This window comes from Butyrivibrio sp. VCB2006, assembly GCF_000420945.1.
In the GTDB taxonomy this organism is placed as follows: domain Bacteria; phylum Bacillota; class Clostridia; order Lachnospirales; family Lachnospiraceae; genus Butyrivibrio.
The window spans coordinates 14868-38044 of the sequence record NZ_ATVX01000020.1; the positions used below are offsets into that span (position 1 = coordinate 14868).

The following is a 23177-nucleotide window of genomic DNA, read 5'->3' on the forward strand; positions in this document are numbered from 1 at the left end:
TAAAGTTTTACTAAAGCGGTTGTTATAAATATTTTAGTTGACAACCAAAATGATAGTATTTATAATTCATAATTGCGTGTATCGACAAAGGGGTGAAATTCTGCCCCTTTGTCGTATGCATATAAGTAAAATAGGAGGTAAAAAGAATGCCAACATTTAACCAGTTAGTTAGAAAGGGTCGTCAGACATCTGTTAAGAAGTCTACAGCTCCTGCTCTTCAGAAGGGCTTCAACTCTCTTCACAAGAAGGCAACAGCTACAGCTTCTCCTCAGAAGCGTGGTGTCTGCACAGCTGTTAAGACAGCTACCCCTAAGAAGCCTAACTCTGCTCTGAGAAAGATCGCCAGAGTACGTCTTTCTAACGGTATTGAGGTAACAAGCTACATTCCTGGTGAGGGACACAACCTTCAGGAGCACAGCGTTGTTCTTATCCGTGGTGGAAGAGTTAAGGATTTACCTGGTACAAGATATCACATCATCCGTGGTACTCTTGATACAGCAGGTGTAGCCGACAGAAAACAGGCTCGTTCTAAGTATGGCGCTAAGAGACCAAAGGCGTCTAAGTAATCTATTAATTTGATCTAATTTTATAGTGTTGGGATTCTTTTAACATAGTTATAAGTAACACCCCATTTTATGGGTAGTATTATTTTTTCTAAGTTAGAAAACCGCACGTACACTAAGATTAGTGAGTACCGATGATTTATAGTAAGCAGTGACTTATTTTAATCATTGCAATTCTAAAGGAGGGAAGAACCGTGCCGCGTAAAGGACATATTGTAAAACGTGACGTATTAGCGGATCCTTTATACGATAACAAGGTTGTTACTAAGCTTGTTAACACAGTTATGCTTGATGGTAAGAAGGGCGTAGCTCAGAAGATCGTATACGGAGCATTCGCACAGGTAGAGGAGAAGGCTGGTAAGCCTGCTCTTGAAGTATTCGAAGGAGCCATGAATAACATCATGCCTGCTCTTGAGGTTAAGGCTAGACGTATCGGTGGTGCTACATATCAGGTTCCAATCGAGGTTAGACCAGACAGACGTCAGGCTCTTGCACTTCGCTGGCTTGTAAACTTTTCACGCGCTAGAGGCGAGAAGACTATGGTAGATAGACTCGCTTCAGAGATTATGGATGCATACAATAACACTGGTGCAGCTGTAAAGCGTAAGGAAGATATGCACAAGATGGCAGAAGCAAACAAGGCGTTCTCACACTACAGATTCTAATCTGCAGCGTAGAGATGTGTGTTTAGATTTAATTAGGAGGAAGAACCTTTGGCTGAAAGACAATACCCATTGGAGAGAACCAGAAACATCGGTATCATGGCTCATATTGATGCCGGTAAGACTACTCTTACAGAGCGTATTCTTTACTATACCGGTGTAAACTATAAGATTGGTGAGACTTACGAAGGTACTGCTACCATGGACTACATGGCTCAGGAGCAGGAAAGAGGTATCACAATCACATCTGCAGCTACAACATGCCATTGGACACTTCAGCAGAATGGTAAGACAAAGCCAGGCGCTCTTGAGCACCGTATCAACATCATTGATACACCTGGACACGTTGACTTTACCGTTGAGGTTGAGCGTTCACTTAGAGTACTTGATGGTGCTGTAGGTGTATTCAGCGCTAAGGAAGGCGTTGAGCCTCAGTCTGAGAACGTATGGCGTCAGGCTGACGGATTTAATGTTCCTCGTATGGCATTCATCAACAAGATGGATATCATTGGAGCAAACTATTTCGGAGCTGTTGAGCAGATCCGTAATAGACTTAAGAAAAATGCAATCATGATCGAGATTCCTATCGGAGCTGAGGATCAGTTCATGGGAGTTATCGACCTTTTCGAGATGCAGGCTTACATCTACAATGGTGATAAGGGTGAGGATGTTCAGATTGGTGAAATACCTGCTGATCTCAAGGATGATGCTGAGCTTTATCACTCAGAGCTCGTTGAGAAGATCTGCGACCTTGATGAGGATCTCATGATGAAGTACCTTGAGGGTGAGGAGCCTTCAGTTGATGAGCTTAAGGCTGCACTTCGTAAGGCAACTTGCGAGTGTAAGGCATTCCCTGTTTGCTGTGGTTCAGCCCACAAGAACAGAGGTATCCAGAAGCTTATCGATGCAGTTATCGAGTTCATGCCTTCACCAGTTGATATCCCTTCATGTAAGGGTACAGATATGGATGGCAACGAGATCGAAGTTGAGTCAACAGATAATGGCCCATTCGCAGCTCTTGCATTCAAGATTGTCAGCGATCCATTCGTAGGAAAGCTTGCATTCTTCCGTGTATATCGTGGTACTGCAAATTCAGGTTCTTATGTACTTAACAGTACTAAGGATACTAAGGAGCGTCTTGGACGTATCGTTCAGATGCACGCTGACAAGCGTACAGATATCGAGAAGGTTTACTCAGGAGATATCGCTGCAGCTGTAGGTCTTAAGAATACAGTTACTGGTGATACACTTTGTGATGAGAAGAACCCTGTAATTCTCGAGTCTATGGAATTCCCTGATCCTGTTATCGAGCTTGCTATCGAGCCTAAGACTAAGGCTGGTCAGCAGAAGCTTGATGAGGCTCTTATGAAGCTTGCTGAAGAAGATCCTACTTTCAGAGCTCATACAAACCCAGAGACAGGTCAGACAATCATCGCTGGTATGGGTGAGCTTCACCTTGATATCATCGTTGACAGACTTCTTAGAGAGTACAAGGTTGAGGCTAACGTAGGTGCTCCTCAGGTTGCTTATAGAGAAGCTCTTACAAAGGCTGTAGACGTTGAGTCTAAGTATGCTAAGCAGTCCGGTGGACGTGGTCAGTACGGACACTGTAAGGTTCGTTTCGAGCCTATGGATGCAAACGGCGACAACCTTTACCAGTTCGATAGCGAAGTTGTTGGTGGTGCTATTCCTAAGGAATTCATCCAGCCAATCAGCGAAGGTATCGAAGAGGCTATGAAGGCTGGTACACTTGGTGGATATCCTGTTGTTGGTGTTCATGCAACAGTTTACGATGGATCATACCACGAAGTTGACTCTTCAGAAATGGCATTCCACATCGCTGGATCTATGGCGTTCAAGGATGCTATGCAGAAGGGTGCTCCTGTTCTTCTTGAGCCTATCATGAAGGTTGAGGTTACTATGCCTGAAGAGTACATGGGAGATGTTATCGGTGACGTTAACTCTCGTCGTGGACAGGTTGAAGGTATGGATGACCTTGGCGGCGGTAAGATCGTTAGAGCACATGTTCCGCTTGCTGAGATGTTCGGTTATGCTACAGACCTTCGTTCTAGAACACAGGGACGTGGTAACTACTCAATGTTCTTTGAGAAGTACGCTCCAGTTCCTAAGAACGTACAGGATAAGGTCCTTTCAAATAAGGGCTGATAATTAAAAAGCAAATGTTTTGCCGTATAAATCAAGCAAAATGCTTGATTTAGCGGCTGACATTTAATATAATCGATATAGTCGGTTAAATTATGTATGAAAATGTTGGATAACATTTCACTTAAGGAGGATATTTAGAAATGGCAAAAGCTAAGTTCGACAGAACCAAACCACATGTAAACATTGGTACTATCGGTCACGTTGACCATGGTAAAACAACTCTTACAGCTGCTATCACAGCAGTACTTGCTGATAGAGGATTCAGCCCTGCAGTAGCATTCGATCAGATCGATAAGGCTCCTGAAGAGAGAGAAAGAGGAATCACAATCAACTCTGCTCACATCGAGTATGAGACAGAGAAGAGACACTATGCTCACGTTGACTGCCCAGGTCACGCTGACTACGTTAAGAACATGATCACTGGTGCAGCTCAGATGGATGGTTCTATCCTCGTTGTTGCTGCTACTGATGGTGTTATGGCTCAGACAAAGGAGCACGTTCTCCTTTCTCGTCAGGTAGGTGTTCCTTACATCATCGTATTCATGAACAAGTGCGATATGGTTGACGATCCAGAGCTTCTTGACCTCGTTGAGATGGAGATCAGAGACCTTCTTACAGAGTATGAGTTCCCTGGAGATGACACACCAGTTATCCGTGGTTCAGCTCTTAAGGCTCTTGAGGATCCTAAGTCTGAGTGGGGCGACAAGATCATGGAACTCATGAACACTGTTGATGAGTACATCCCTGAACCTACTCGTGAGAACGACAAGCCTTTCCTTATGCCTGTTGAGGACGTATTCACAATCACAGGACGTGGAACAGTTGCTACTGGTAGAGTAGAGAGAGGTCACCTTAACCTCAACGACGAAATCGAAATCGTTGGTATCAAGGAAGAGACATCTAAGTCAGTATGTACTGGTATCGAGATGTTCAGAAAGACTATGGATTACTGCGAAGCTGGTGACAACGTTGGTCTTCTTCTTCGTGGTGTTGACCGTGACGGCATCCAGAGAGGTCAGGTTGTAACAAAGCCTGGCACAGTTACATGCCACACAAAGTTCACAGCAGAGGTTTACGTACTTACAAAGGATGAGGGTGGCCGTCATACACCTTTCTTCACAAACTACAGACCTCAGTTCTATTTCAGAACAACTGACGTTACAGGTGTTTGCCACCTTCCAGAGGGTGTTGAGATGTGCATGCCTGGTGACCACGTTACAATGAATATCGAGCTTATCCACCCAATCGCTATGGAGCAGGGTCTTAAGTTCGCTATCCGTGAGGGTGGACGTACAGTTGGATCAGGTAAGGTTGCTACAATCGTTGAGTAATTCTTATCGGATTGCATAAACACAGAGTTTATAAAGAGCTTCAAGCCTTGTGCTTGGGGCTCTTTTTTCGTACAATAAAGAAACGTATTGAGTATATTGGGGAGTAAAAAGCCTATGCGTATCATTATTTGTGGTTTAAATGGAGCTGGTAAAAGTACTTTGGGGAGAGCATTGGCAGGGCAGCTTCATTATGAATTCAGAGATATCGAAGATTATTATTTCCCGAAAACAGACGATAAATATGAATACAGTGTTCTAAGAACAGAGGAAGAAGTGGCAGCTCGTTTGCTAAAAGATCTGGAAGAGAATGAAAACGTTGTTCTTGCTTCAGTTCGTGGTAATTACAGTAAGCAGATAGAAAAACTATTCGATCTGGCTGTATGCATAGATATACCAAAAGAGATAAGAATGGCAAGAGTAAGAAAGCGTTCAAATGATAAGTTTGGAAACCGTATGCTACCGGGGGGAGACCTTTACGAGAGTGAAGAACGTTTCTTTAAAATGGTTGAGGCGAGATCTGATGATCATGCAAAAGGTTGGCTGAAGGATTTAACATGTCCTGTAATTAGTATAGATGGAACTGCCGAAATAGCTACTAATGTTGAAACACTTTTAAATGTTATTTCTTGATTAGTGAATGCGAGTCAAATAGTAAAGGTAATGGTAAAAAGATGGATGGAATAAAATGGCTATTTTTTGATATAGGCTCTACGTTGGTAGATGAGAGCTTAGTTTATGACGATATTTACAAGAAGATAGCAAAGGTAGCGAATAAGACATATGATTTTGTCTATGATAAAGCACTTGAGTATTATAAGCAGAACAAGCGAGGAGATAAAGAGGTTAGTAATCTTTTGGGAGTGGAAAGGCCTATTTGGGAACCACAGTATGAAAGATTATATGATGATGCAGAAGAATGTCTTGAGCAACTTAGTAGAAAATACAAAATAGGCATTATTGCGAATCAGATACCTGGCACAGCGCAGAGATTGGAAAAGTTTGGGATAAGAAAGTACTTTGACGTTATAGTGGCATCAGCAGAAGAAGGTGTTGCAAAACCAGATAGAAGAATATTTGAGATTGCTCTTGAGAGGGCAAAATGCTTAGCTGATCAGGCTGTTATGATTGGCGACCGGATTGACTATGATATTGTGCCTGCTAAGAAAATGGGTATGAAAAATATTTGGATTAAGCAGGGAATGGGGAAATATTGGACCTTTTCCGATGAAAGCGAAAGACCTGATTATGAAGCGACAAGCTTATCAGAACTCTTGGGAGTACTATAAAATAGGGGAATTGTACTACGAAAATAGCAGTATTGGCTGATGTTCACAGCAATTATATTGCATTGTCTACATGTTTGGATGAGGCAAAGAAAAAAGGGGCTGAGGAGTTTATTTTCCTTGGGGATTATCTTGGAGATTTAGCTTACCCAAGAAAAACATTGGATATTCTGTATGAGCTTAGGAAACAGTATCCATGCACATTTATTAGAGGCAACAAAGAGAATTGCTGGATTAATCATCGTAAAGATACGGAAGAGGTTTGGGAATATGGAAAGACCACGCAGGGAATGCTCAAGTATAACTATGACCAGCTAACAGATTCGGATATAGTTTTTTTTGAAGAAATGCCTATTGTTAAGGAAATGAAATATGCTGGAATGCCTGAATTTACAGTTTGTCATGGTTCGCCCTTTAAGGTTAATCAGAGTATGCGGAAAGACTATGATTACATTGATGATCTGGTAAAAGAGCTTCCTAATGAACTTACTATATGTGCGCATTTTCATATTCAGTCGATATATGTACGGTTTGGAAAGACTGTCATTAATCCTGGTGCAATTGGAGTGCCGCTTCATAGTGGAGGAAAAGCTCAGTTTATGATGCTTGAGTCGGGTGAAATAGACTGGAAATATGAATTTGTTACGCTGGCTTATGACGTGCCAAAAACATTAGAAGGCATGGACAAAGAAGAACTGTTTACGAAAGCTCCTGGGTGGTACAAGATTACTAAACATCTTTTAACCACGGGGGAAGTGTCTCATGTGGCTGCACTTTCTCATGTTGCAGATAGTTACTGCGCGTCACATGGAGAGTGTACTTGGGATGATATTCCTGAAGATTATTGGTCAAAGCAGCTAGAAGTATTACTTGGGGAGAATGCTACATGTTAAGACTTGAGAAGATAAATGGTAAAAATGTTTGGGATATTTTAAAACTATCTGTTAATGACGACCAGAGAGAATTCGTTGCTTCTAATGAGGATAGTATCATTGAGGCTTATACAACCATCACAAATAATGGTTATGCTTTTCCTTTTGGCATCTATGATGAGGATATTCTGGTTGGATTTGTCATGATCGGATATGACAAAGATGATTATTGGGACGATGCTCCAGCAATTGCAGACAACAACTATAATCTTTGGCGGCTGATGATAGATAAGAGATATCAGCAAAAGGGCTATGGCAGAAAAGCAATTGAACTTGCTCTTGAGTTCATAAAGAAGTTTCCTTGTGGCAGAGCAGAATATTGTTGGCTATCATATGAACCAGACAATAAGGTGGCAAAAGATCTTTATGAATCTTTCGGATTTGAAGAAACCGGGGATGTGGACGGAGAAGAATTAATTGCAGTTTTAAAACTATAAAGCATAAGCATGATGAGGAAAACATGAGCAGAACAGAAATAGTAGAATTAACAGTTCTTTGCCTTATTTCAAATGGTAACAAAGTACTGCTTCAGAATAGAATCAAAGATGATTGGAAAGGGTATACTCTTCCCGGTGGACATGTCGAACCAGGCGAGTCTTTTGTTGACGCGGTAATACGTGAGATGAAAGAAGAAACAGGACTCGAGATTAGTAATCCTAAGCTGGTAGGAGTCAAGCAGTTCCCAATCAAGGACGGCAAATACGAAAATGGTAGATATATAGTTTTTCTTTTCAAAACATGCGAGTTTGTCGGAAATGTTATCTCCTCAGATGAAGGCCAGATGGAGTGGGTAGAGAAAAGTAAACTGTCAGAATTTGAAACAGTTGATGATCTGGAGGAGCTTTTGGAAGTAATAAATAATCCGGAACTTACTGAGTTTCAATATCTTGTTGAGAGTGATAACTGGATGGTATCTGTTAAATGAGAGTACTCATGTATCGGTAATCTTTCGTGAAGAGTACAATACAAAGTAATTGAGATGATTATGAGGAATTTGAACTATGCTCCGTGATGCGGATATCAGAGACGGTCTATGTGACTATCTTGAAACAGAATATGGGAAAATCCGCTTCTTTGAAGAGCTTACCATGGGTAAATCAAGGGCGGACATAGTCATGGTTACAGAAACTGGGCTGTATGGTATAGAAATCAAGTCAGATGTTGATACCTATGAGCGGCTCACAAGGCAGGTTAGGGACTACGACAGATTTTTTGACTATAACTTTGTTGTTGTGGGAAGTAGTCATGCTGGCCATATAAAAGAACATGTTCCGAACCATTGGGGAATTATTACTGTGGAAGATGTGGACGGAAATCTTGATTGTTACCAGATGCGTTCGCCAAAGCGTAGTCCAAAGGTGAAGCTGAATAACCAGATGGGTCTTTTGTGGAGAAGTGAACTGGCTATTTTGCAGGAGCAGAATGGGTTGTATAAGTACCCTGATAAAAGCAAGATGTATCGCAAGAAGTACCTGATGGAGAGCGTCGACAAAGAACTTCTTAGGAAGCAAATGTTAGACGTCCTTTTTGAAAGGGACTATTCTATATTTGAGGATTAACAATGATGAAAATAGATTATTATGATACAATTCCGGATTTAGATACATATTATGATGTCGAAAAAGCAATTAGGAGATTACTGTGATCATAGAATTATTTTTTACGTTTGCCAGGATAGGGCTTTTTACTTTTGGTGGTGGTTATGCCATGATCTCACTTATACAGGACATCTGTGTAGAAAAGAAAAAGTGGATTACTCATGATGAGATGATGGATATTACGATTATTGCTGAATCCACACCTGGTCCGATAGCAATAAACTGTGCAACTTATGTTGGATATAAAAAGAGAGGAATGATAGGAGCTGTAGCTTCTACTATAGGAATGGTGTTGCCATCTTTTATTATCATCTATCTTATTTCGCTGTTCCTGGACAGTTTTTTGGAAATAGCATGGATATCCAGTGCATTTAAAGGAATAAAGATAGCAGTAGGGATACTTATATTGGATGCGGCACTTAAGATGATAAGAAAAATGCCCAAGAAACCGTTCCAGATGACGGTTCTCATAACTGTTTCAATTCTTATGATGGCTGTAAATCTTTTTTCCATAAAAATATCATCTATTACGCTAATGGTGGCAGCAGCTCTTTGTAGTCTAATAGCATTTTGTATCAGGAATTTCATGAAAACAGGGGGAAGGAACTTATGATATATATTGACCTTTTTCTTGGATTTCTGAAAGTGGGCATGTTTTCTTTTGGCGGAGCCTATGCTGCAATACCACTAATAAGAGATGTGGTTTTGCACTATGGATGGATTGATGATGAGAAGCTTGCCTACATGATTGCAGTAAGCGAGAGTACTCCGGGACCAATTATGGTTAACATGGCTACATATATAGGCAGCGTGACAGCAGGGATTCTCGGTGCTTTGATAGCGACTTTTGCTGTCGTTATGCCAGCGTTCATAATTATCATACTTATTATGATTATGCTGAAGGGATTGTTAAAGAATCCCTATGCGCAGGCTGTGCTCAGAGGGTTGAAACCATGTATTATGGGAATAATCCTGGCCATGGGTATAAGCATGATCATGCAGAACACTATTATTAAAAATGCGATATTCTCTCCGGATTTAAAAGCAGTAGTGGTATGTTTGGTTTTAGCCGCTGTTTATTTTGGCTCCAGGAAAGTGTCAAAATCTGGGATATCCCCAATTAAGCTGATTTGTATTGCTGCAGTAATCGGAATAATAGTGTATTAACAAGGGAGTATATGTACTGAATTTAGAAAACAGAAAGTAGTTTATAAGAGGATAAAAATGGGTTCTTTATTATTAGCAGTAATATATTTAATATTCATAAGTCTTGGACTTCCGGACTCCCTTTTGGGATCCGGATGGCCCAAAATGCAGGTGGTATTTGGAGTTCCATCTTCATATGCAGGATATGTGTCAATGACAATATCCTTTATGACCATTATTTCGGCGCTTCTAAGCCCCAAATTCATCAAGAAATTTCACACTAAATGGATTGTGATCTTCTCGATATTCCTGACAATTTTAGGACTTCTTGGATTCTCAATATCAGGCCAATATGCGATGCTTTTCTTATTTGCTGTTCCGTATGGACTTGGAGCAGGAGCTATAGATGCGTCGGTTAATCACTATGTAGCCAACAATTATTCCGGTTCAGTAATGAACTTTTTACATTGTTTCTATGGTGTGGGAGCAGTGATAAGCCCGTCAATCATGGCGCTGGCTCTAAAGAATGCAAGATGGAATGAAGGCTACAGATGGACTGCGTTTCTTCAGATAGGTATTCTTTTGGTGTGCATTTTATCACTTCCTCTATGGAAAAAGAATGAAGCTGAAAGCAATGAAGAAGAAATAAAAAACAGTGCCGGCATAAGGGAAACTATGAAAGTTCCCGGAGTAGTGCTGACACTGATTGCATTCTTTGCATATTGCGCAGGTGAGGCAACGTGCTTTTTGTGGACACCAAGCTATTTTGCCGGAACAAAGGCGGGGCTTTCTGACGAGGTTGTAGCTTCCTTTGGATCACTTGTTTTCGGAGGTCTTATGCTTGGAAGGCTTATATCTGGTTTTGTTTCAAATAAGCTTGGAGACAGACTCCTTATAAGAATTGGAATAATAGTAGAGCTTGTGGGTATACTGATGGTATTTATGCCGGCACCAGGGTATCTACTGGCTGTTGCTGGCTTTGTAGTAATTGGCACCGGTATGGGACCAGTATATCCCGCAATTCAGCATATGGCGCCAACTAATTTTGGTAAAAGATATTCTGCAGCCGTTATAGGATTGCAGATGGCTTCAGCTTACGTCGGAAGTACCTTTATGCCAATGGTTTTCGGACACCTTCAGCAGGCGGTGGGAATAGCAATAATGCCTGCGTATTTACTTATTTTTGCAGTGATGAATATAGCCTTTTTAGAGCTGACCTATAAAGTGATCAAGGAGTGATGGAGAGCGCAATAATCAATACTTATTGTGGACCTTCTCAGCAAAACACATCATATCTTTGACCTGAATTTTCGTGCCGTCGTCAAGAATTGCTGTTCCGCTCATCCGTCCAAAGACCTGGTGCTGGTCTGAGACAATGAGCTTATAGTCCAGGCAGGCAGCTCTGTCCAGAACAGGAACGAAGTCCATTTCAAAGCGGCCGTCAGAAGACGTAAAGGTCCAAGGGTCCATGTAGGAACTTGCCGGGATATTAAAAGTGATATCATCCAGCTTGTGGACCTTCCCGTTATAGAATAGAACATTTTCGGTTGCGGCCGCGGTATTACCAAAGCCGTAGCCTATATTAAATCCAAAAGAATTACCATCTAAATCAACATTACCTGAGCCCCAGTGCCAGGTGTTGTCATAGGTCCAGACACCACGTCCCCAGTCAAGGGTGCCAAAATCAGTGTCAGGATTGAATTCATATTTTTTCCCATCAAAAGACATATAGCCAAAAGCGCGCATGCAGTTGATCTTCTGATTATAGTAAAAGTGGTGCTCTTCATCCCATGGTGTTGCAATTACCATGGAATCCATCTGGGGCTGCTTAAGGTAAATATCGCAGTCAAAGGGTTTTCCCTCATAGAAATTATCGAAATGGCAGGTGATATGTCTTTTGCCATCAATAACTTCGAACTTCATATGAAGACGCTTATCGGCGTAGGAAGTGATCCCGGATTCAGAAGAGGAAGGCAGACCCAGCTTGCCAAGAGGAAAGGCATTCAGCACGGTTTCCGTATGCTCCCAGGGATTATCACCAAATGTCAAAAGAGATACAGACTGAAGGCCAATGTAGCCATCATCGGAAATAGTGAAGGCGCCGGCAAAAGAATCGGAAAGAACCAGATAGTAGTCCCACTCTTTTATTCTCCACTTTGGGGCACGGATCATTGACCTGTCGTAGGTTTGGACAAGACTCCTGCTCCAACCCGGCTCAGTTAACTGACCGTTATTATCAAGAAGTGGATGAACTGTAGTGACTTCGTGATTTCTTCCCATAGGACGCCTCCTGTGATGTGATTTATTTAGATTGCTTCATAAGAATATTATAAGCGTTTTATTGGGAAAAATGTTAACATTGACTGGAAATCCTATGGCAACTTATAATCGATGAGATGTGTTTATAAAGTAAAGAGTTACATATTGTGGTTGAGTAATGTGTAGTAATTAAATTTAATAGGAAATAACTCTAAGTGAGGGAGCAGTAGAAAATGAGTATGATGAAGTTTGTTAATAGAAGCAAGAGGAAATGCGTAATAGCAGCGTTAGTGACCGCAATGGCTATTTCAGGTTGCGGTCTTAATGGGCTTGAAAGGCTTCCCGAAATAATCAAACATCAGGATAAGGCTAGCGAGGCTTCTTTTGAAGATACTCAGGCAGCAGTCGAGGATGTTTCACTAGAAGTTGAAACGGATCAGTCTGCAGCCGAAGATACAACAGATCAGCAGAATCAGGAAAAAGAACCATATCCCTACGAAGAAGACTTACCTGACCAGTACCTTGTGAAGGCAACTGACATTTCTAATAATCTCTACATTCTTGACGAAAACGAAGAGCTTCTTAGGACATATGATCTTAATGAGATCAAGGAACAGGTTAAAATAGAAAATGTAGTCCTGGAGCCATATAGCGTGGTGGCTGAAAAAAACGGTGTTTTGATCTATAGGATATACATAAGCGGAAAAGATTACACTGGATACTACATCTTTGCTGTTAAACCACAGACCGGTGAATACAAGAAGATATCGCAAACTCCAAACGGTGGTGATGCTTACGGATTTGATATGTACAAGGGAAGACTTTGTATGACTGTTTCCACCGGTAACGATGCAGGGGAATGGTCTGTTAAGTGCTTCCAGATAGATGAGGACAAATTTGAGTTTACGGAAGTACCTGCCAAGTATGCGGATGCATACAGCTCTTTTGCCGGATATAACAGCCAGTATATCTATAGGAATGAAAGCGAAGGCGAGAGCCCTGAAAGAATTCTTGATGAGATGGATTTTATCCTGGCCAAGAGAGATAAGAGCTATTACAGACTCTATAAGGATGGAACAATCCAGAAGGTTCTGAAGTTATTTGGCGATGAGATAATCATTATGGCTTATGACGAAACCTCAGTAATCTATTACCAATATGAAGATGAATCTTATACAAACAGAAAGTTCTATTGCTTTAATCTTCTCAATATGACCAGCGACAGAATTGACGTACCAAACAGTGCCAATACACTTGCCTATATGGATAAAAAGCTTCTGATGGCAGATAAAGAAGAAACAGAGTATGGTGTTTCTACCACAAAACTTATTTCCTACGATGTAGAGAAAGGTAAGTACGATGTCCTGGCAGAAAGACAGATGAAGCCGGGAATGCACTATTACTATCCACTTAGAGACTGCTTCATTGCGGCTCATAACAAGATCTTTTTCGCAGACATTGTGGGCAATAAAGAACAGCTTTTCTGCGGACAGGTTTCTTCAAACAACGAGTTATCAATAAAAGACCTCAATGTGGTCTTAAGAGAGAGCGATGTATTTGAGTATGGAGAAGTTAAGTACCTGTCTAAGAGTAGGAACTGTCCTTTCTGTGATATACCGATAGATAATGCATATGCTGAGTACTATGTTCCATCAGCTGATAAGGTAAGAAACAGCGAACTTATCGCAAGTGATCTCTTTGATATGGCACAGACCAGCATAAACTATGGAAATCCTGATGCTGAAGAATATATACATGAGGATGGCTGTGATCATGATCAGGAGTACTCACAGATGTATAACATGACTGATGATGAGGTAATCGACTCAGTTGGAATCATTGATGACAGATACTTCTATGTGAACTATCAGGGCTACTGGTATAATGGCGGAGCCCATGGAATGCCAAGTAAAGACCAGTATCTCTATGACATGGATACAGGAAAGAGAGTGAGTCTGACTGACTTCTACACAGGTACAGAGAATGAACTGAAGGCTATTGTTGCACAGAAGGTAAAAGAGGACTACGAAAGCTATGCCTTTGGAACTGCACCTTACTGGATGGAAAACTCAAAGATTGCCTACGAAAAGGCATATGAATACAGTAGTTTAAATGGATGCATATTCTTTGGTGAAGATGGAATTGACTACATCTTCTATCCATATGACCTTGGATCCTATGCCGATGGCTTCAAGACATATCACATAACTTATCAGGAGCTGTTTGGTAGAGAACATCTGGTGCAGTAAGGCAGAATAGAATTTTGCAGTATGAATGTTGTGCAACACACATTATATATTTGAATTATAAAAAAATGACACCTAAATAAAATAGGTGTCATTTTTTTATGCCCACATCAAAATTAGAATAATCTCATAACAAACAACCAATGAACCAATATGTAATTGGAGGGAGGCTATTATGAGATTTAAAAAAGTTTTGGCAAGTGCTCTTGCAGGCGTTATGACGCTTTCTCTTGCAGCTTGCGGAAGCGATGGCTCTGCAGCAGCACAGACTTCAGCAAATTCTGAGACAGCACAAGCAGCTGACAACACAAATACTGAGTCCGTAGGAACAAGCGGTGAAAAGCTTGTTATCTGGACTTTGGCAAAAGACCTTCAGACCTTCGCAGAGAAGTATGTTGAAGATCATGATGTTCAGATTGAGACAGTAGTAATTGAGCCGGCTGACTATGTGACCAAGGTTCAGACAGCTCTTAACGGCGGACAGACCACACCCGATATCATTGTAGGTGAGCCTCAGATGCTTGAGGACTTCTATGATGCAGGATATTTTGAGGACCTTAACCAGGCACCTTATAACGCTCAGGATTATGCTGATCAGATTGTTGATTATGTATGGGAAGTAGGACAGGATGCAGAAGGTATTCAGAGAGCTATTTCTTATCAGATCACACCAGCTGGTATCTACTACAGAAGAGATATCGCACAGGAAGTATTCGGCACAGATGATCCTGCAGAGGTTGGTAAGCTCTTTGCTGACTATCCAACAATACTCAGCACAGCACAGAAACTTAAAGACAACGGCTACAGAATCTTTGCTTCAGATGCAGAGATGGGTTACTTCTCAGGAGATACAGCATGGGTAGTAAATGACAAGCTTAACCTTGATCAGGCTCGTCTTGATTACATGGATCTTGTTTGTGATCTTTATCAGAACGACCTTACAGCTTATGCTAACCAGTGGTCAACACCTTGGTATCAGGCTATGGCTGGAGAGGTTCCAATTCTTACAGCAGAAGTTCAGAGCTATGCTGATGATTCAGTTAACGTATGGGATGCAGAAGCATTCGCAGAGGCAACCAAGGATCTTGCTACAACACAGGTATTTGCATTTGGACTTCCAAGCTGGGGAGTACTTACTCTGAGAGACAATGTTGGTGAAACATCAGGCAAATGGGGAGTATGTTCAGGACCAGCTTACGGTTTTGGAGGGGGCACTTTCATCGGCATTTCAGCGATGTCAGAGCACAAGGACCTGGCTTGGGACTTCCTTAAGTGGGTAACACTTGATGAGAACACTGCAGAGTGGTGGATCGAGAAATCAGAAGGTGACACAGTTTCACTTGTATCTGTTCTTGAGAAGCACAAAGACGACGAGAATGCAGTATATGGCGGACAGCACCTCTACAGCTTCTGGCAGGAGCAGGCAGCAGGCATCGACTACTCCAAGGTTACACGTTACGACAAGATCGTTAACGATGCATGGGGAGCAGCTTGCACAGCAGTTAAGACAGGCGAAGCTGACAAGGAAACAGCTATAAACGAATTCTACGATGTAGTTGAATCTACATACCCAGAAATTCAGATTGAGCGCTAATCCTTAAAACTTAATCTATACATTCGGGGCACTGCTGTGGTTGGCGGCAGCGCCCCGAAAATTACTATGAATGGAGAGAGTTAGTAGTAATTTACTTGGGAGGAAAATATGGCAGTAGCAAAAAAGAGAATGAAGAATAGGAACAACGCAGCATATCTGTTTGTGCTTCCTTTCATCATTGTTTTCCTGATCTTTAGTGTTTATCCTGTTTTCAGGACACTTTTTCTAAGCTTTACCACTTATAAAGGCTATGGCGAACCAGGGTTTACAGGCCTTGCCAATTATATAAGAGTGGTAAAAGACAAATTCTTCTGGCGTTCACTTTATAACACAGTCAAAATGTGGTCTCTTAACATCGTTCTTCAGCTGGGACTGGCATTTCTTCTGACAATTGTATTTAGTGACATCAAGTACAAGATTCGCGGACTTGCAATCTTCCGTGCAGTGTATTACCTGCCTAACTTAATAGCAGCAACATCAGTTGCTTTCCTGTTCAAGACACTTCTTGACTGGAAATACGGAACAGTTAACCAGATCCTTCTTGCATCAGGCCTTGTATCGGAGCAGATCAACTGGCTTGGACAAAGATCTACGGCCTGGGGAGTAATATCTGTAATTCAGGCATGGATGTGGTTTGGAAATTCATTCATTATTTTGATGGCCGGAGTTCAGGGAATTCCAAGTGATTACTTCGAAGCAGCAGCAATAGACGGAGCCGGTAGATGGAAAGTTTTTGGAAGCATCACCCTTCCTCTTTTACGGCCTATCCTGTTGTATGTTGCAGTCACATCCCTTATCGGAGGCCTTCAACTTTTTGACCTGCCATTTCTTATGAACGGCGCAGGAGGCCCTTCTACTGCAGGTGATCCCGGCGGATCACTTCAGACAGTAGTAATGTATTTGTACAAATTTGGATTTGAAACACGTCAGGTCGGCTTTGCGTCTGCAATTGCCTATACCCTGTTCTTTATAATACTTTTTATTTCTGTAATGGAATTTAAATTCCTGGGTGGAAAGGAGGAATAACAAATGGCCAAGAATATCAAAAGAATAATTCTCTATGTTTTACTGATCGGTCTTGCCTTTATGTGCCTTCTTCCCTTCTGGCTTATGATCGTCAATGCCACCAGATCAGGTGTAGAAATAACACATTCATTTTCCTTCCTGCCGGGAAAGAGCCTAAAGGACAACTGGGTAGTGTTATTTGATTATGTAAATCTATTTTTAGGACTGTTTAACAGTGTTAAAGTGGCTTTCCCGGCAACTCTCCTTACTGCATACTTTTCTGCCATTACAGCCTTCGGAATGGCTATGTATGAGTGGAAGGGAAATAATCTTTTATTTAAGATTATTGTTGTTTTCATGATGATACCAGGGCAGCTTTCGCTCATTGGTTTTTATAACCTTTGCCAGAAGCTACATCTGATTGATTCCTATATTCCGCTTATTATTCCGGCTATGGCTTCTCCCGGTATAGTGTTTTTTCTTCGACAGTATGTTAAGGCTACACTTTCCAAGGCACTTATGGAAGCAGCAAGAATTGACGGAGCTTCAGAAATTCATATTTTCCATAGGATTGTGTTACCAATTATGGCACCGGGTATAGCAACAATGTCAATCGGAGCTTTCATCGGTAACTGGAATTCATATCTGGTTCCTCTTATCCTTCTTAATACGCCAAGGAAAATGACGCTTCCTGTTATGATATCTACTCTTAATGCAGCTACAGATCTTCAGAAAAATCAGGGAGCAATCTACCTGGGAGTAGCAATTTCGGTTGTTCCTATAATGATCGTGTTTGCATTCTGCTCCAAGTACATCATCAGCAGCATATCTGCTGGAAGTGTAAAAGAATAAATAATACATAAGCTAAGATAGGCACATGCCTGTCTTAGCTTTTAGTGCTTTATCACGATGACTTTCTATTATCCAGATGAAATGCTATTATGTTTAGATAAAAAATGATAGTTTCCAAAATAATGGTATGCAATTCGAGGCTTTTTTATGAAAAAAATGATTCAATGTAGCCTTGCAATCTTTGCTGCATCTGCATTTGCACTTGCTGGTTGCCAAGGCACCATGCAAGCTTATCAGGGCTCTGAGAATACTGAAATAAATAATGAAGTTTCCAATTCGGACAAGGTGACATTGGACTGGTATATCAACTTCTCCTGGTTTAATACCAAGTGGGGAGATAATGCCGTGTCCCAGGCAATCACAGATCAAACAGGGGTAAATATCAACTTTATTTCGCCTCTCGGAAACGCGGAAGAAAAGCTTAATTCACTGATTTCATCCGGAAATCTCCCTGATCTAATAACTCTCGGATGGTGGGAACCCCAGGTCAATGAAATGATCCAGGGTGATATGGTTTATGCTCTTAATCAGCTTGCAGATGAGTATGACCCATATTTTTACGAGGTTACAGATCCTCAGGCTATTTCCTGGTACACTCAGGCCGATGGAAATGTGTATGGCTACCCTTGTTCCTCTGTAACTCCGGATGACGTGGATGGGAATGACAATATCGGATCCAATCAGACCTTTCTTGTGAGAAAAGATATATATGAGGCCATAGGAAGTCCTGATATGACCACGATCAGTGGGTTTGAGGCTGCAGTTAAAAAGGCTGCCGACATTTTCCCTGAAATAGACGGAAAGCCCCTTATTCCTGTGGGAGCCCACATATTTGATGATACTGGAAATGTTTCTTTTGACTTATATCTGCAGAACTTTTTGGCTGTTCCCTATGAAAAGGACGGGCAGTTATATGACAGGGATACTGATCCTGAGTACATCGAATGGCTCAAGATGTTCAGAAGACTTGGAGAGCAGGGATATTTATCAACTGATCTTTTTATAGATCAGAGAGTACAGATGGAGGAGAAGATTGCTGAAGGCAGGTATTTCTGCATGCTCTATCAGTACACAGATATGTCAGCTCAGCAGAAGGCCCTTTATGCCAAGGATCCAGGCAGCATCTATATCGCTGTTGACGGTCCCAAGAACAGAAATGGAGATGACCACGTACTTCCCACCAACACAGTAAGTGGATGGACCATTACCATGGTGAGTAAGAACTGCAAGCACCCTGACAGGGCTATAGAGTTCATAGACTATATGCTCTCGGAGGAGGGGCAGAAAACTGTTTACCTTGGTATAGAGGGAGTCACTTACGACGTGGTTGATGGAAAAGAGGTAGTTAAGCCTGAAGTCCAGCACCTACTTGATACAGACAGAGGACAATATGACGCATTGTATGGGGCAGATGATGCCTACTGGATGTTCCAGGATAATGTAATGCAGCTCAAGTGGAAACAGGAAACAACAGGGCCTACAGATCAGCTTGAAAAGTGGACTTACCCCTATGCCACCTACACCGGAGTTTATGACATAATCTTGCCGGCAGACACTGAGGATGCCTACACTAACGCGAGGATAGAAAAGCTCTGGAGCGAGACACTTCAGAATCTCCTGTTATCCAGAAGTGAAGAAGAATTTGATGAGATATTGGATAAGTTCATAGCGGACAGAAACGCCATGGGCTTTAAGCAATTGCAGGAAAAGAGATACAAGTATGTCGAAAGCGCAAAAGAAAAGCTGGGGCTTGAATAAAGGTTTAAAACTAAATACCAGACTTACGGGCATTGTGCTTATCTTTGTCATGCTGCCTATCGCTATCCTTGGAGGAATTGTCTTTTACAATATGGAGCAGTCTTCCATAAGAGAAAACGTCAGTTTCATGCAGTCTACCATGGAGAGGCGAAGAGACAGTATTTCCAACAATATTGATTCTATAAATATGACCACACAGTTCTTTTTGACCAATGACACCATGAACAATGTGCTTATATGCGCCGCACAAAATGGACAGTACAGCACAAGACAGCTCATTGACATATACAGGAATGATGTGGCAGCTCTGGAGAGACTGATAAATAACAACCCGGTACTTCACGGAGTGAGGTACTATGCCATAAATGACAATGTTCAGGAAATGATGCCTGTATTATTTACCCACAGCAGAATGAACAATCAGCAGTGGGCACCGATTGCAGCTACTGGGGGATGGTTCTTTGACTACAAGGATAATCTCTTTGCAGGCTACGAAGATGCGCCGATGATAGGACTAATAACACCTATATCCGACAGGCAGCACGGGAGAATCGGAGTCATAGAAGCAAACATGGCGATGCAGACTATGTTTCCCTCAATGTACGAGGATGTGAAGGGCGAAAGCAGCTGCTTTGTAACAGATGATGGCAGGATTATCTATGGAAGCAATGAAGATGACAGCATTGCACGGATAGCAACAGAACTTGCAGATATCCTCAAAGAGTCTTCTGAATCAGGAGATGCATCCAGAATATCAACAAGCTACAAGAAGGAAAAGAAAAGTGTCATATCCGGAATGTATATACCTGAACTTGACGGAACTTTGGTTTCGGTAGATGACATCTCAGAGAGCCTTAGCGAGGTATATAAGCTTCGAACAAACTATATCATAGGAATGCTTATAATTCTGGCGGGAATGGCTTTTGTAATAGACGTTGTGGTCAACCATGTCCTTAAAAAATTCTATGAGGTTCTTGCAACCATCAGAAAAGTCAGAGGCGGTGACCTTGAGATCAGAACCAGGGAAAGTGGAAGAGAAGATGAAATGGGCGAACTGGCTCATCAGGTCAATAGGATGCTTGATAATATTCAGGAGCTGCTGAAGGAAAACATTAACAGGGAAGTCCTGGTGAAAGATTCTCAGATCAGAGCTCTTCAGAATCAGATAAATGCGCATTTTATTTATAACGTCCTTGAGTCCATTAAGATGATGGCAGAGATAAAAGAAGATTATGACATCTCAGATGCTATAACAAGTCTTGGTAAACTTCTTAGATACAGCATGAAATGGACCTCGGATACAGTTATGGTCTCAGAAGAAATAGAGTACATAAAGAATTACATGGCTCTAATTAACCTTAGATTTGACTATGAGATTTTCTTATCACTGAATATTCCTGATGAGATTATGCAGCAGAGAATTCCCAAGATGTCTTTGCAGCCTATTATCGAAAATGCCATAGTTCACGGCATTGAAGAACTGGCAGATGACACCACAATTTATGTTAAGGGTATTCCTGATGGTGACTTCTGTACTATAGAAATTACCGACAATGGGAAGGGAATGACACCGGAGGAGCTTGATATTCTTAGGAAAAAGATATCCGGAGAGATTAAGACAGCAGGCGGATCAAGCAACGGAATCGGTCTTAAGAATGTTCAGGACAGAATACGTATGGAATATGGTGATTATTGCGGAATAGGTGTGGCCACTATGGAAGGGTGCTATACCAAGGTTTATGTTAAGATTCCTATGAAAAGAGGTTTGTTAAATGCAGACAGTACTGGTGGTTGAGGATGAAAAGCTTATAAGACAGGGCATATCAGCTATGATAAAAAGGTGTGGTGTTCCTGTTACAGAAGTAATCGAGTGCGCAAACGGTCTTAAAGCCATGGAGATTTTGAGACAAAAGGAAGTGGACGTAATGTTCACTGACATAAGAATGCCCAAAATGAATGGAATAGAATTGGTGAAGACAATGCAGGAGCTTGAAAGGCTTCCGATTACAATTGCCGTTAGCGGTTATGATGACTTTTCTTATGCTGTTGAGATGATGAGGCATGGTGTAAGGGAGTATATCCTAAAGCCTGTGGAGAGAGATAAGCTCAGAGAAGTGATGGAGAAGCTTGAAAAAGAAATAAGTCAGAAAAAGGATACTGAGCAGAAGACTGAAAAGCTTGGAAAGAAATTCCTTAAATATATTCTGACAGATGGTGAAGATAATCGCGAAGATATGGAAATTCTGGGCAAAAGAATAAAAGCGGATGCCGGAGATTCTTTCAACGTCCTTGTGACTACAAGAGATGACGAGGTTCAAAAAGAACTGGTTGATATTGAACCGATAGCCGAGATCGAAGGGATGGACGTCTTTATTATCGGAACAGATAAGCTTCAATGCATAAAGAAGAGAATCTGCGATGAGGAGGATGGTTTTGTTTCCTATGCAGGAATAAGTGATACCTTCAGTGACGTCGGTATGCTTAAAAATGCCTATTTGCAGGCTAAAACAAGAAGAGAAAAAGCTTTTTTTGCAGAAGAGCCTGTGCTATCCGATAAGGAGATCAAGGTACAGGACGCACTTGCTGAAAACGGCAGAAAGCTTTGCGAAAAGACTGCTGTCAGTGCCAGAGTTCAGCTTACTGGCACAGATAGGGTAGGAGCAATTGAAAAGGAATGGAATGCCTTTTTTATCGCGGCCAAAAGAAGACTTATAATGCCGGAAGATTTTATATCAGCAATGACTCGTTTTACTCAGGAGTATCTTGCTGTATATAAAAGAGATCTGCATGAGAAAATAGGAAATCCCTACTTGCATAATAATTTGTCTGTGTATAAAGAAATTGTACTTGAGACCATATTTGAAGAAAATAGCAGACTGCTTGATAGAGCTAGTGAGGGTCAGACAGAAAAGAAAATGCTTAAGGCAGTAAACTACGTCAGGGAGAACTATAACACAGATATCAATATGGCTGTGGTTTCTAACTACGTATCAATGAATTATTCACTGTTTTCGACTGCATTTAAGAATTTTACCGGGAAAAACTTTGTTTCTTACATCAGGGAACTTAGGATTGATGAAGCCAAGAGGCTCCTAAAAGAAACAGAAATGAGAGTAAATGAGATTGGCCTTAGGGTTGGGTATGAAAATGACAAGCATTTTATGAAGAACTTCAAAGCATCAGTTGGGGTATCTCCCAGTGAGTTCAGAAGAAACATTCAATTACAAGCTTCCAAGTGACAGCACCATCTCTGCAGCTTCGACCATATTACAGCCGGATTCCATTGAACATTTCTGAAGGTATTTGTGGGCCTCCGGCTCAGTCATATGGTGCTTTTCCATTAGAATATCTTTGGCCTTGTTAATGGTCTGTTTATCAGCATCGCTTCTGTTGAGGCGATGCTGTTTGGCTTTCTTACGGGCCCTTGAAACGCCCTCCATCATCATATTGATGGTGGAGTAGAGGTTGTCCTTGGTTATAGGCGTAGGAAGGTAGATAAGACGGTCATTGTCTATTCCACTGGGGGCCTTGTCCGGGGAGGCAATCATGAGCATTTGAAAGTACCCGGGCAGGTCCAAAGCCAGGTCGGAATAGAGCATGTCACTTAAACGGTAGCCACACACGATGACACCGCTTCCTAAATCTTCCATGGCGGAAAGCGCCTGCATACCTGAGGTGACAGCAGTAATACTGTCAAATCCGCTACGGAGCAATATGCTTTTGAATTTCTGGGCATCCTCTGCCTTGGCAAAAGCAACAATAATGTTCACAAGCTAAATCCT

Annotated in this window: 22 protein-coding genes; 20 read left to right on the plus strand and 2 right to left on the minus strand. The window is 41.5% G+C overall.

The window, feature by feature from the left end:
• The first annotated feature begins 146 nt into the window (after positions 1-146).
• The 13 genes from rpsL (at position 147) to G613_RS0115385 (ending at position 10920) form a co-directional block, all read left to right on the plus strand.
• Positions 147-566: a 30S ribosomal protein S12 gene (gene rpsL, locus G613_RS0115320; RefSeq protein WP_013281753.1), complete on the plus strand. Its 420-nt coding sequence runs from the start codon at positions 147-149 to the stop codon at positions 564-566.
• Positions 567-757: 191 nt separating this feature from the next.
• Entirely contained in the window at positions 758-1228 is a 471-nt protein-coding gene (gene rpsG, locus G613_RS0115325) for a 30S ribosomal protein S7 (protein WP_013281752.1), read from the plus strand.
• Positions 1229-1276: 48 nt separating this feature from the next.
• Entirely contained in the window at positions 1277-3391 is a 2115-nt protein-coding gene (fusA, locus tag G613_RS0115330; protein WP_029233458.1) for an elongation factor G, read from the plus strand.
• Positions 3392-3531: 140 nt separating this feature from the next.
• Positions 3532-4722 (plus strand): elongation factor Tu, encoded by a 1191-nt coding sequence (gene tuf / locus G613_RS0115335; RefSeq protein ID WP_029233459.1) that lies wholly within the window; start codon positions 3532-3534, stop codon positions 4720-4722.
• Positions 4723-4836: 114 nt separating this feature from the next.
• A complete protein-coding gene (locus G613_RS0115340) occupies positions 4837-5352 on the plus strand; it encodes an AAA family ATPase (RefSeq protein WP_029233460.1) in 516 nt (171 codons plus the stop codon).
• A gap of 41 nt (positions 5353-5393) precedes the next feature.
• Positions 5394-6008 carry an HAD family hydrolase gene (locus G613_RS0115345; protein ID WP_035774821.1) on the plus strand — a complete coding sequence of 205 codons (615 nt, stop codon included), beginning with the start codon at positions 5394-5396 and terminating at the stop codon, positions 6006-6008.
• Positions 6009-6040: 32 nt separating this feature from the next.
• Positions 6041-6898, plus strand: coding sequence for a metallophosphoesterase family protein (locus G613_RS0115350; RefSeq protein ID WP_029233462.1), 858 nt, complete (start codon positions 6041-6043; stop codon positions 6896-6898).
• Positions 6892-7374: a GNAT family N-acetyltransferase gene (locus G613_RS0115355; RefSeq protein ID WP_029233463.1), complete on the plus strand. Its 483-nt coding sequence runs from the start codon at positions 6892-6894 to the stop codon at positions 7372-7374. The genes G613_RS0115350 and G613_RS0115355 overlap by 7 nt, the downstream gene beginning before the upstream one ends.
• Positions 7375-7397: 23 nt before the next feature.
• On the plus strand, positions 7398-7862 hold the full coding sequence (locus G613_RS0115360; protein WP_029233464.1) for an 8-oxo-dGTP diphosphatase: 465 nt from the start codon (positions 7398-7400) through the stop codon (positions 7860-7862).
• 76 nt (positions 7863-7938) lie between these two features.
• Positions 7939-8496 (plus strand): sce7726 family protein, encoded by a 558-nt coding sequence (locus G613_RS0115365; protein ID WP_029675003.1) that lies wholly within the window; start codon positions 7939-7941, stop codon positions 8494-8496.
• An 82-nt stretch (positions 8497-8578) separates the two neighbouring features.
• Positions 8579-9148: a chromate transporter gene (locus tag G613_RS0115375; RefSeq protein ID WP_242826161.1), complete on the plus strand. Its 570-nt coding sequence runs from the start codon at positions 8579-8581 to the stop codon at positions 9146-9148.
• A complete protein-coding gene (locus tag G613_RS0115380; RefSeq protein ID WP_029233466.1) occupies positions 9145-9702 on the plus strand; it encodes a chromate transporter in 558 nt (185 codons plus the stop codon). The genes G613_RS0115375 and G613_RS0115380 overlap by 4 nt, the downstream gene beginning before the upstream one ends.
• A gap of 57 nt (positions 9703-9759) precedes the next feature.
• Entirely contained in the window at positions 9760-10920 is a 1161-nt protein-coding gene (locus tag G613_RS0115385; protein WP_029233467.1) for an MFS transporter, read from the plus strand.
• A gap of 15 nt (positions 10921-10935) precedes the next feature.
• Here the strand turns inward: G613_RS0115385 and G613_RS0115390 are convergent, their stop codons facing one another.
• On the minus strand, positions 10936-11961 hold the full coding sequence (locus G613_RS0115390) for a DUF2804 domain-containing protein (RefSeq protein ID WP_029233468.1): 1026 nt from the start codon (positions 11959-11961) through the stop codon (positions 10936-10938).
• A 212-nt stretch (positions 11962-12173) separates the two neighbouring features.
• On the opposite strand from G613_RS0115390, the gene G613_RS0115395 reads away from it, so the two are divergent.
• The 7 genes from G613_RS0115395 (at position 12174) to G613_RS0115425 (ending at position 22634) form a co-directional block, all read left to right on the plus strand.
• On the plus strand, positions 12174-14189 hold the full coding sequence (locus G613_RS0115395) for a hypothetical protein (RefSeq protein ID WP_029233469.1): 2016 nt from the start codon (positions 12174-12176) through the stop codon (positions 14187-14189).
• Positions 14190-14361: 172 nt separating this feature from the next.
• Positions 14362-15780, plus strand: coding sequence for an ABC transporter substrate-binding protein (locus G613_RS0115400; RefSeq protein WP_029233470.1), 1419 nt, complete (start codon positions 14362-14364; stop codon positions 15778-15780).
• 108 nt (positions 15781-15888) lie between these two features.
• Positions 15889-16806, plus strand: coding sequence for a carbohydrate ABC transporter permease (locus G613_RS0115405; RefSeq protein ID WP_029233471.1), 918 nt, complete (start codon positions 15889-15891; stop codon positions 16804-16806).
• Positions 16807-16809: 3 nt separating this feature from the next.
• Positions 16810-17637, plus strand: coding sequence for a carbohydrate ABC transporter permease (locus G613_RS0115410; RefSeq protein WP_029233472.1), 828 nt, complete (start codon positions 16810-16812; stop codon positions 17635-17637).
• A gap of 147 nt (positions 17638-17784) precedes the next feature.
• Entirely contained in the window at positions 17785-19395 is a 1611-nt protein-coding gene (locus tag G613_RS0115415) for an extracellular solute-binding protein (protein ID WP_029233473.1), read from the plus strand.
• Positions 19358-21190, plus strand: a complete 1833-nt coding sequence (locus G613_RS0115420; RefSeq protein ID WP_029233474.1) for a sensor histidine kinase — start codon at positions 19358-19360, stop codon at positions 21188-21190. Before G613_RS0115415 ends, G613_RS0115420 begins: the two co-directional genes overlap by 38 nt.
• Positions 21168-22634 carry a response regulator transcription factor gene (locus G613_RS0115425; protein ID WP_029233475.1) on the plus strand — a complete coding sequence of 489 codons (1467 nt, stop codon included), beginning with the start codon at positions 21168-21170 and terminating at the stop codon, positions 22632-22634. Before G613_RS0115420 ends, G613_RS0115425 begins: the two co-directional genes overlap by 23 nt.
• Here the strand turns inward: G613_RS0115425 and G613_RS0115430 are convergent.
• The gene (locus G613_RS0115430; RefSeq protein ID WP_029233476.1) at positions 22617-23165 is read right to left on the minus strand and encodes an ANTAR domain-containing response regulator; all 549 of its coding nucleotides are present in this window, start codon (positions 23163-23165) and stop codon (positions 22617-22619) included. The two genes, G613_RS0115425 and G613_RS0115430, sit on opposite strands and share 18 nt — an antisense overlap.
• Positions 23166-23177: the final 12 nt, after the last annotated feature.

Excerpts from the sequence above, each read along its gene's own strand:
- G613_RS0115410 (WP_029233472.1), top strand. The coding sequence starts at position 16,810 with ATGGCCAAGAATATCAAAAGAATAATTCTCTATGTTTTACTGATCGGT.
- G613_RS0115365 (WP_029675003.1), top strand. The coding sequence starts at position 7,939 with ATGCTCCGTGATGCGGATATCAGAGACGGTCTATGTGACTATCTTGAA.
- G613_RS0115390 (WP_029233468.1), bottom strand. The coding sequence starts at position 11,961 with ATGGGAAGAAATCACGAAGTCACTACAGTTCATCCACTTCTTGATAAT.
- G613_RS0115425 (WP_029233475.1), top strand. The coding sequence starts at position 21,168 with ATGCAGACAGTACTGGTGGTTGAGGATGAAAAGCTTATAAGACAGGGC.
- rpsL (WP_013281753.1), top strand. The coding sequence starts at position 147 with ATGCCAACATTTAACCAGTTAGTTAGAAAGGGTCGTCAGACATCTGTT.
- G613_RS0115345 (WP_035774821.1), top strand. The coding sequence starts at position 5,394 with ATGGATGGAATAAAATGGCTATTTTTTGATATAGGCTCTACGTTGGTA.
- G613_RS0115380 (WP_029233466.1), top strand. The coding sequence starts at position 9,145 with ATGATATATATTGACCTTTTTCTTGGATTTCTGAAAGTGGGCATGTTT.
- G613_RS0115360 (WP_029233464.1), top strand. The coding sequence starts at position 7,398 with ATGAGCAGAACAGAAATAGTAGAATTAACAGTTCTTTGCCTTATTTCA.
- G613_RS0115355 (WP_029233463.1), top strand. The coding sequence starts at position 6,892 with ATGTTAAGACTTGAGAAGATAAATGGTAAAAATGTTTGGGATATTTTA.
- G613_RS0115340 (WP_029233460.1), top strand. The coding sequence starts at position 4,837 with ATGCGTATCATTATTTGTGGTTTAAATGGAGCTGGTAAAAGTACTTTG.
- G613_RS0115415 (WP_029233473.1), top strand. The coding sequence starts at position 17,785 with ATGAAAAAAATGATTCAATGTAGCCTTGCAATCTTTGCTGCATCTGCA.
- G613_RS0115420 (WP_029233474.1), top strand. The coding sequence starts at position 19,358 with ATGTCGAAAGCGCAAAAGAAAAGCTGGGGCTTGAATAAAGGTTTAAAA.
- G613_RS0115405 (WP_029233471.1), top strand. The coding sequence starts at position 15,889 with ATGGCAGTAGCAAAAAAGAGAATGAAGAATAGGAACAACGCAGCATAT.
- G613_RS0115385 (WP_029233467.1), top strand. The coding sequence starts at position 9,760 with ATGGGTTCTTTATTATTAGCAGTAATATATTTAATATTCATAAGTCTT.
- G613_RS0115395 (WP_029233469.1), top strand. The coding sequence starts at position 12,174 with ATGAGTATGATGAAGTTTGTTAATAGAAGCAAGAGGAAATGCGTAATA.
- tuf (WP_029233459.1), top strand. The coding sequence starts at position 3,532 with ATGGCAAAAGCTAAGTTCGACAGAACCAAACCACATGTAAACATTGGT.
- G613_RS0115400 (WP_029233470.1), top strand. The coding sequence starts at position 14,362 with ATGAGATTTAAAAAAGTTTTGGCAAGTGCTCTTGCAGGCGTTATGACG.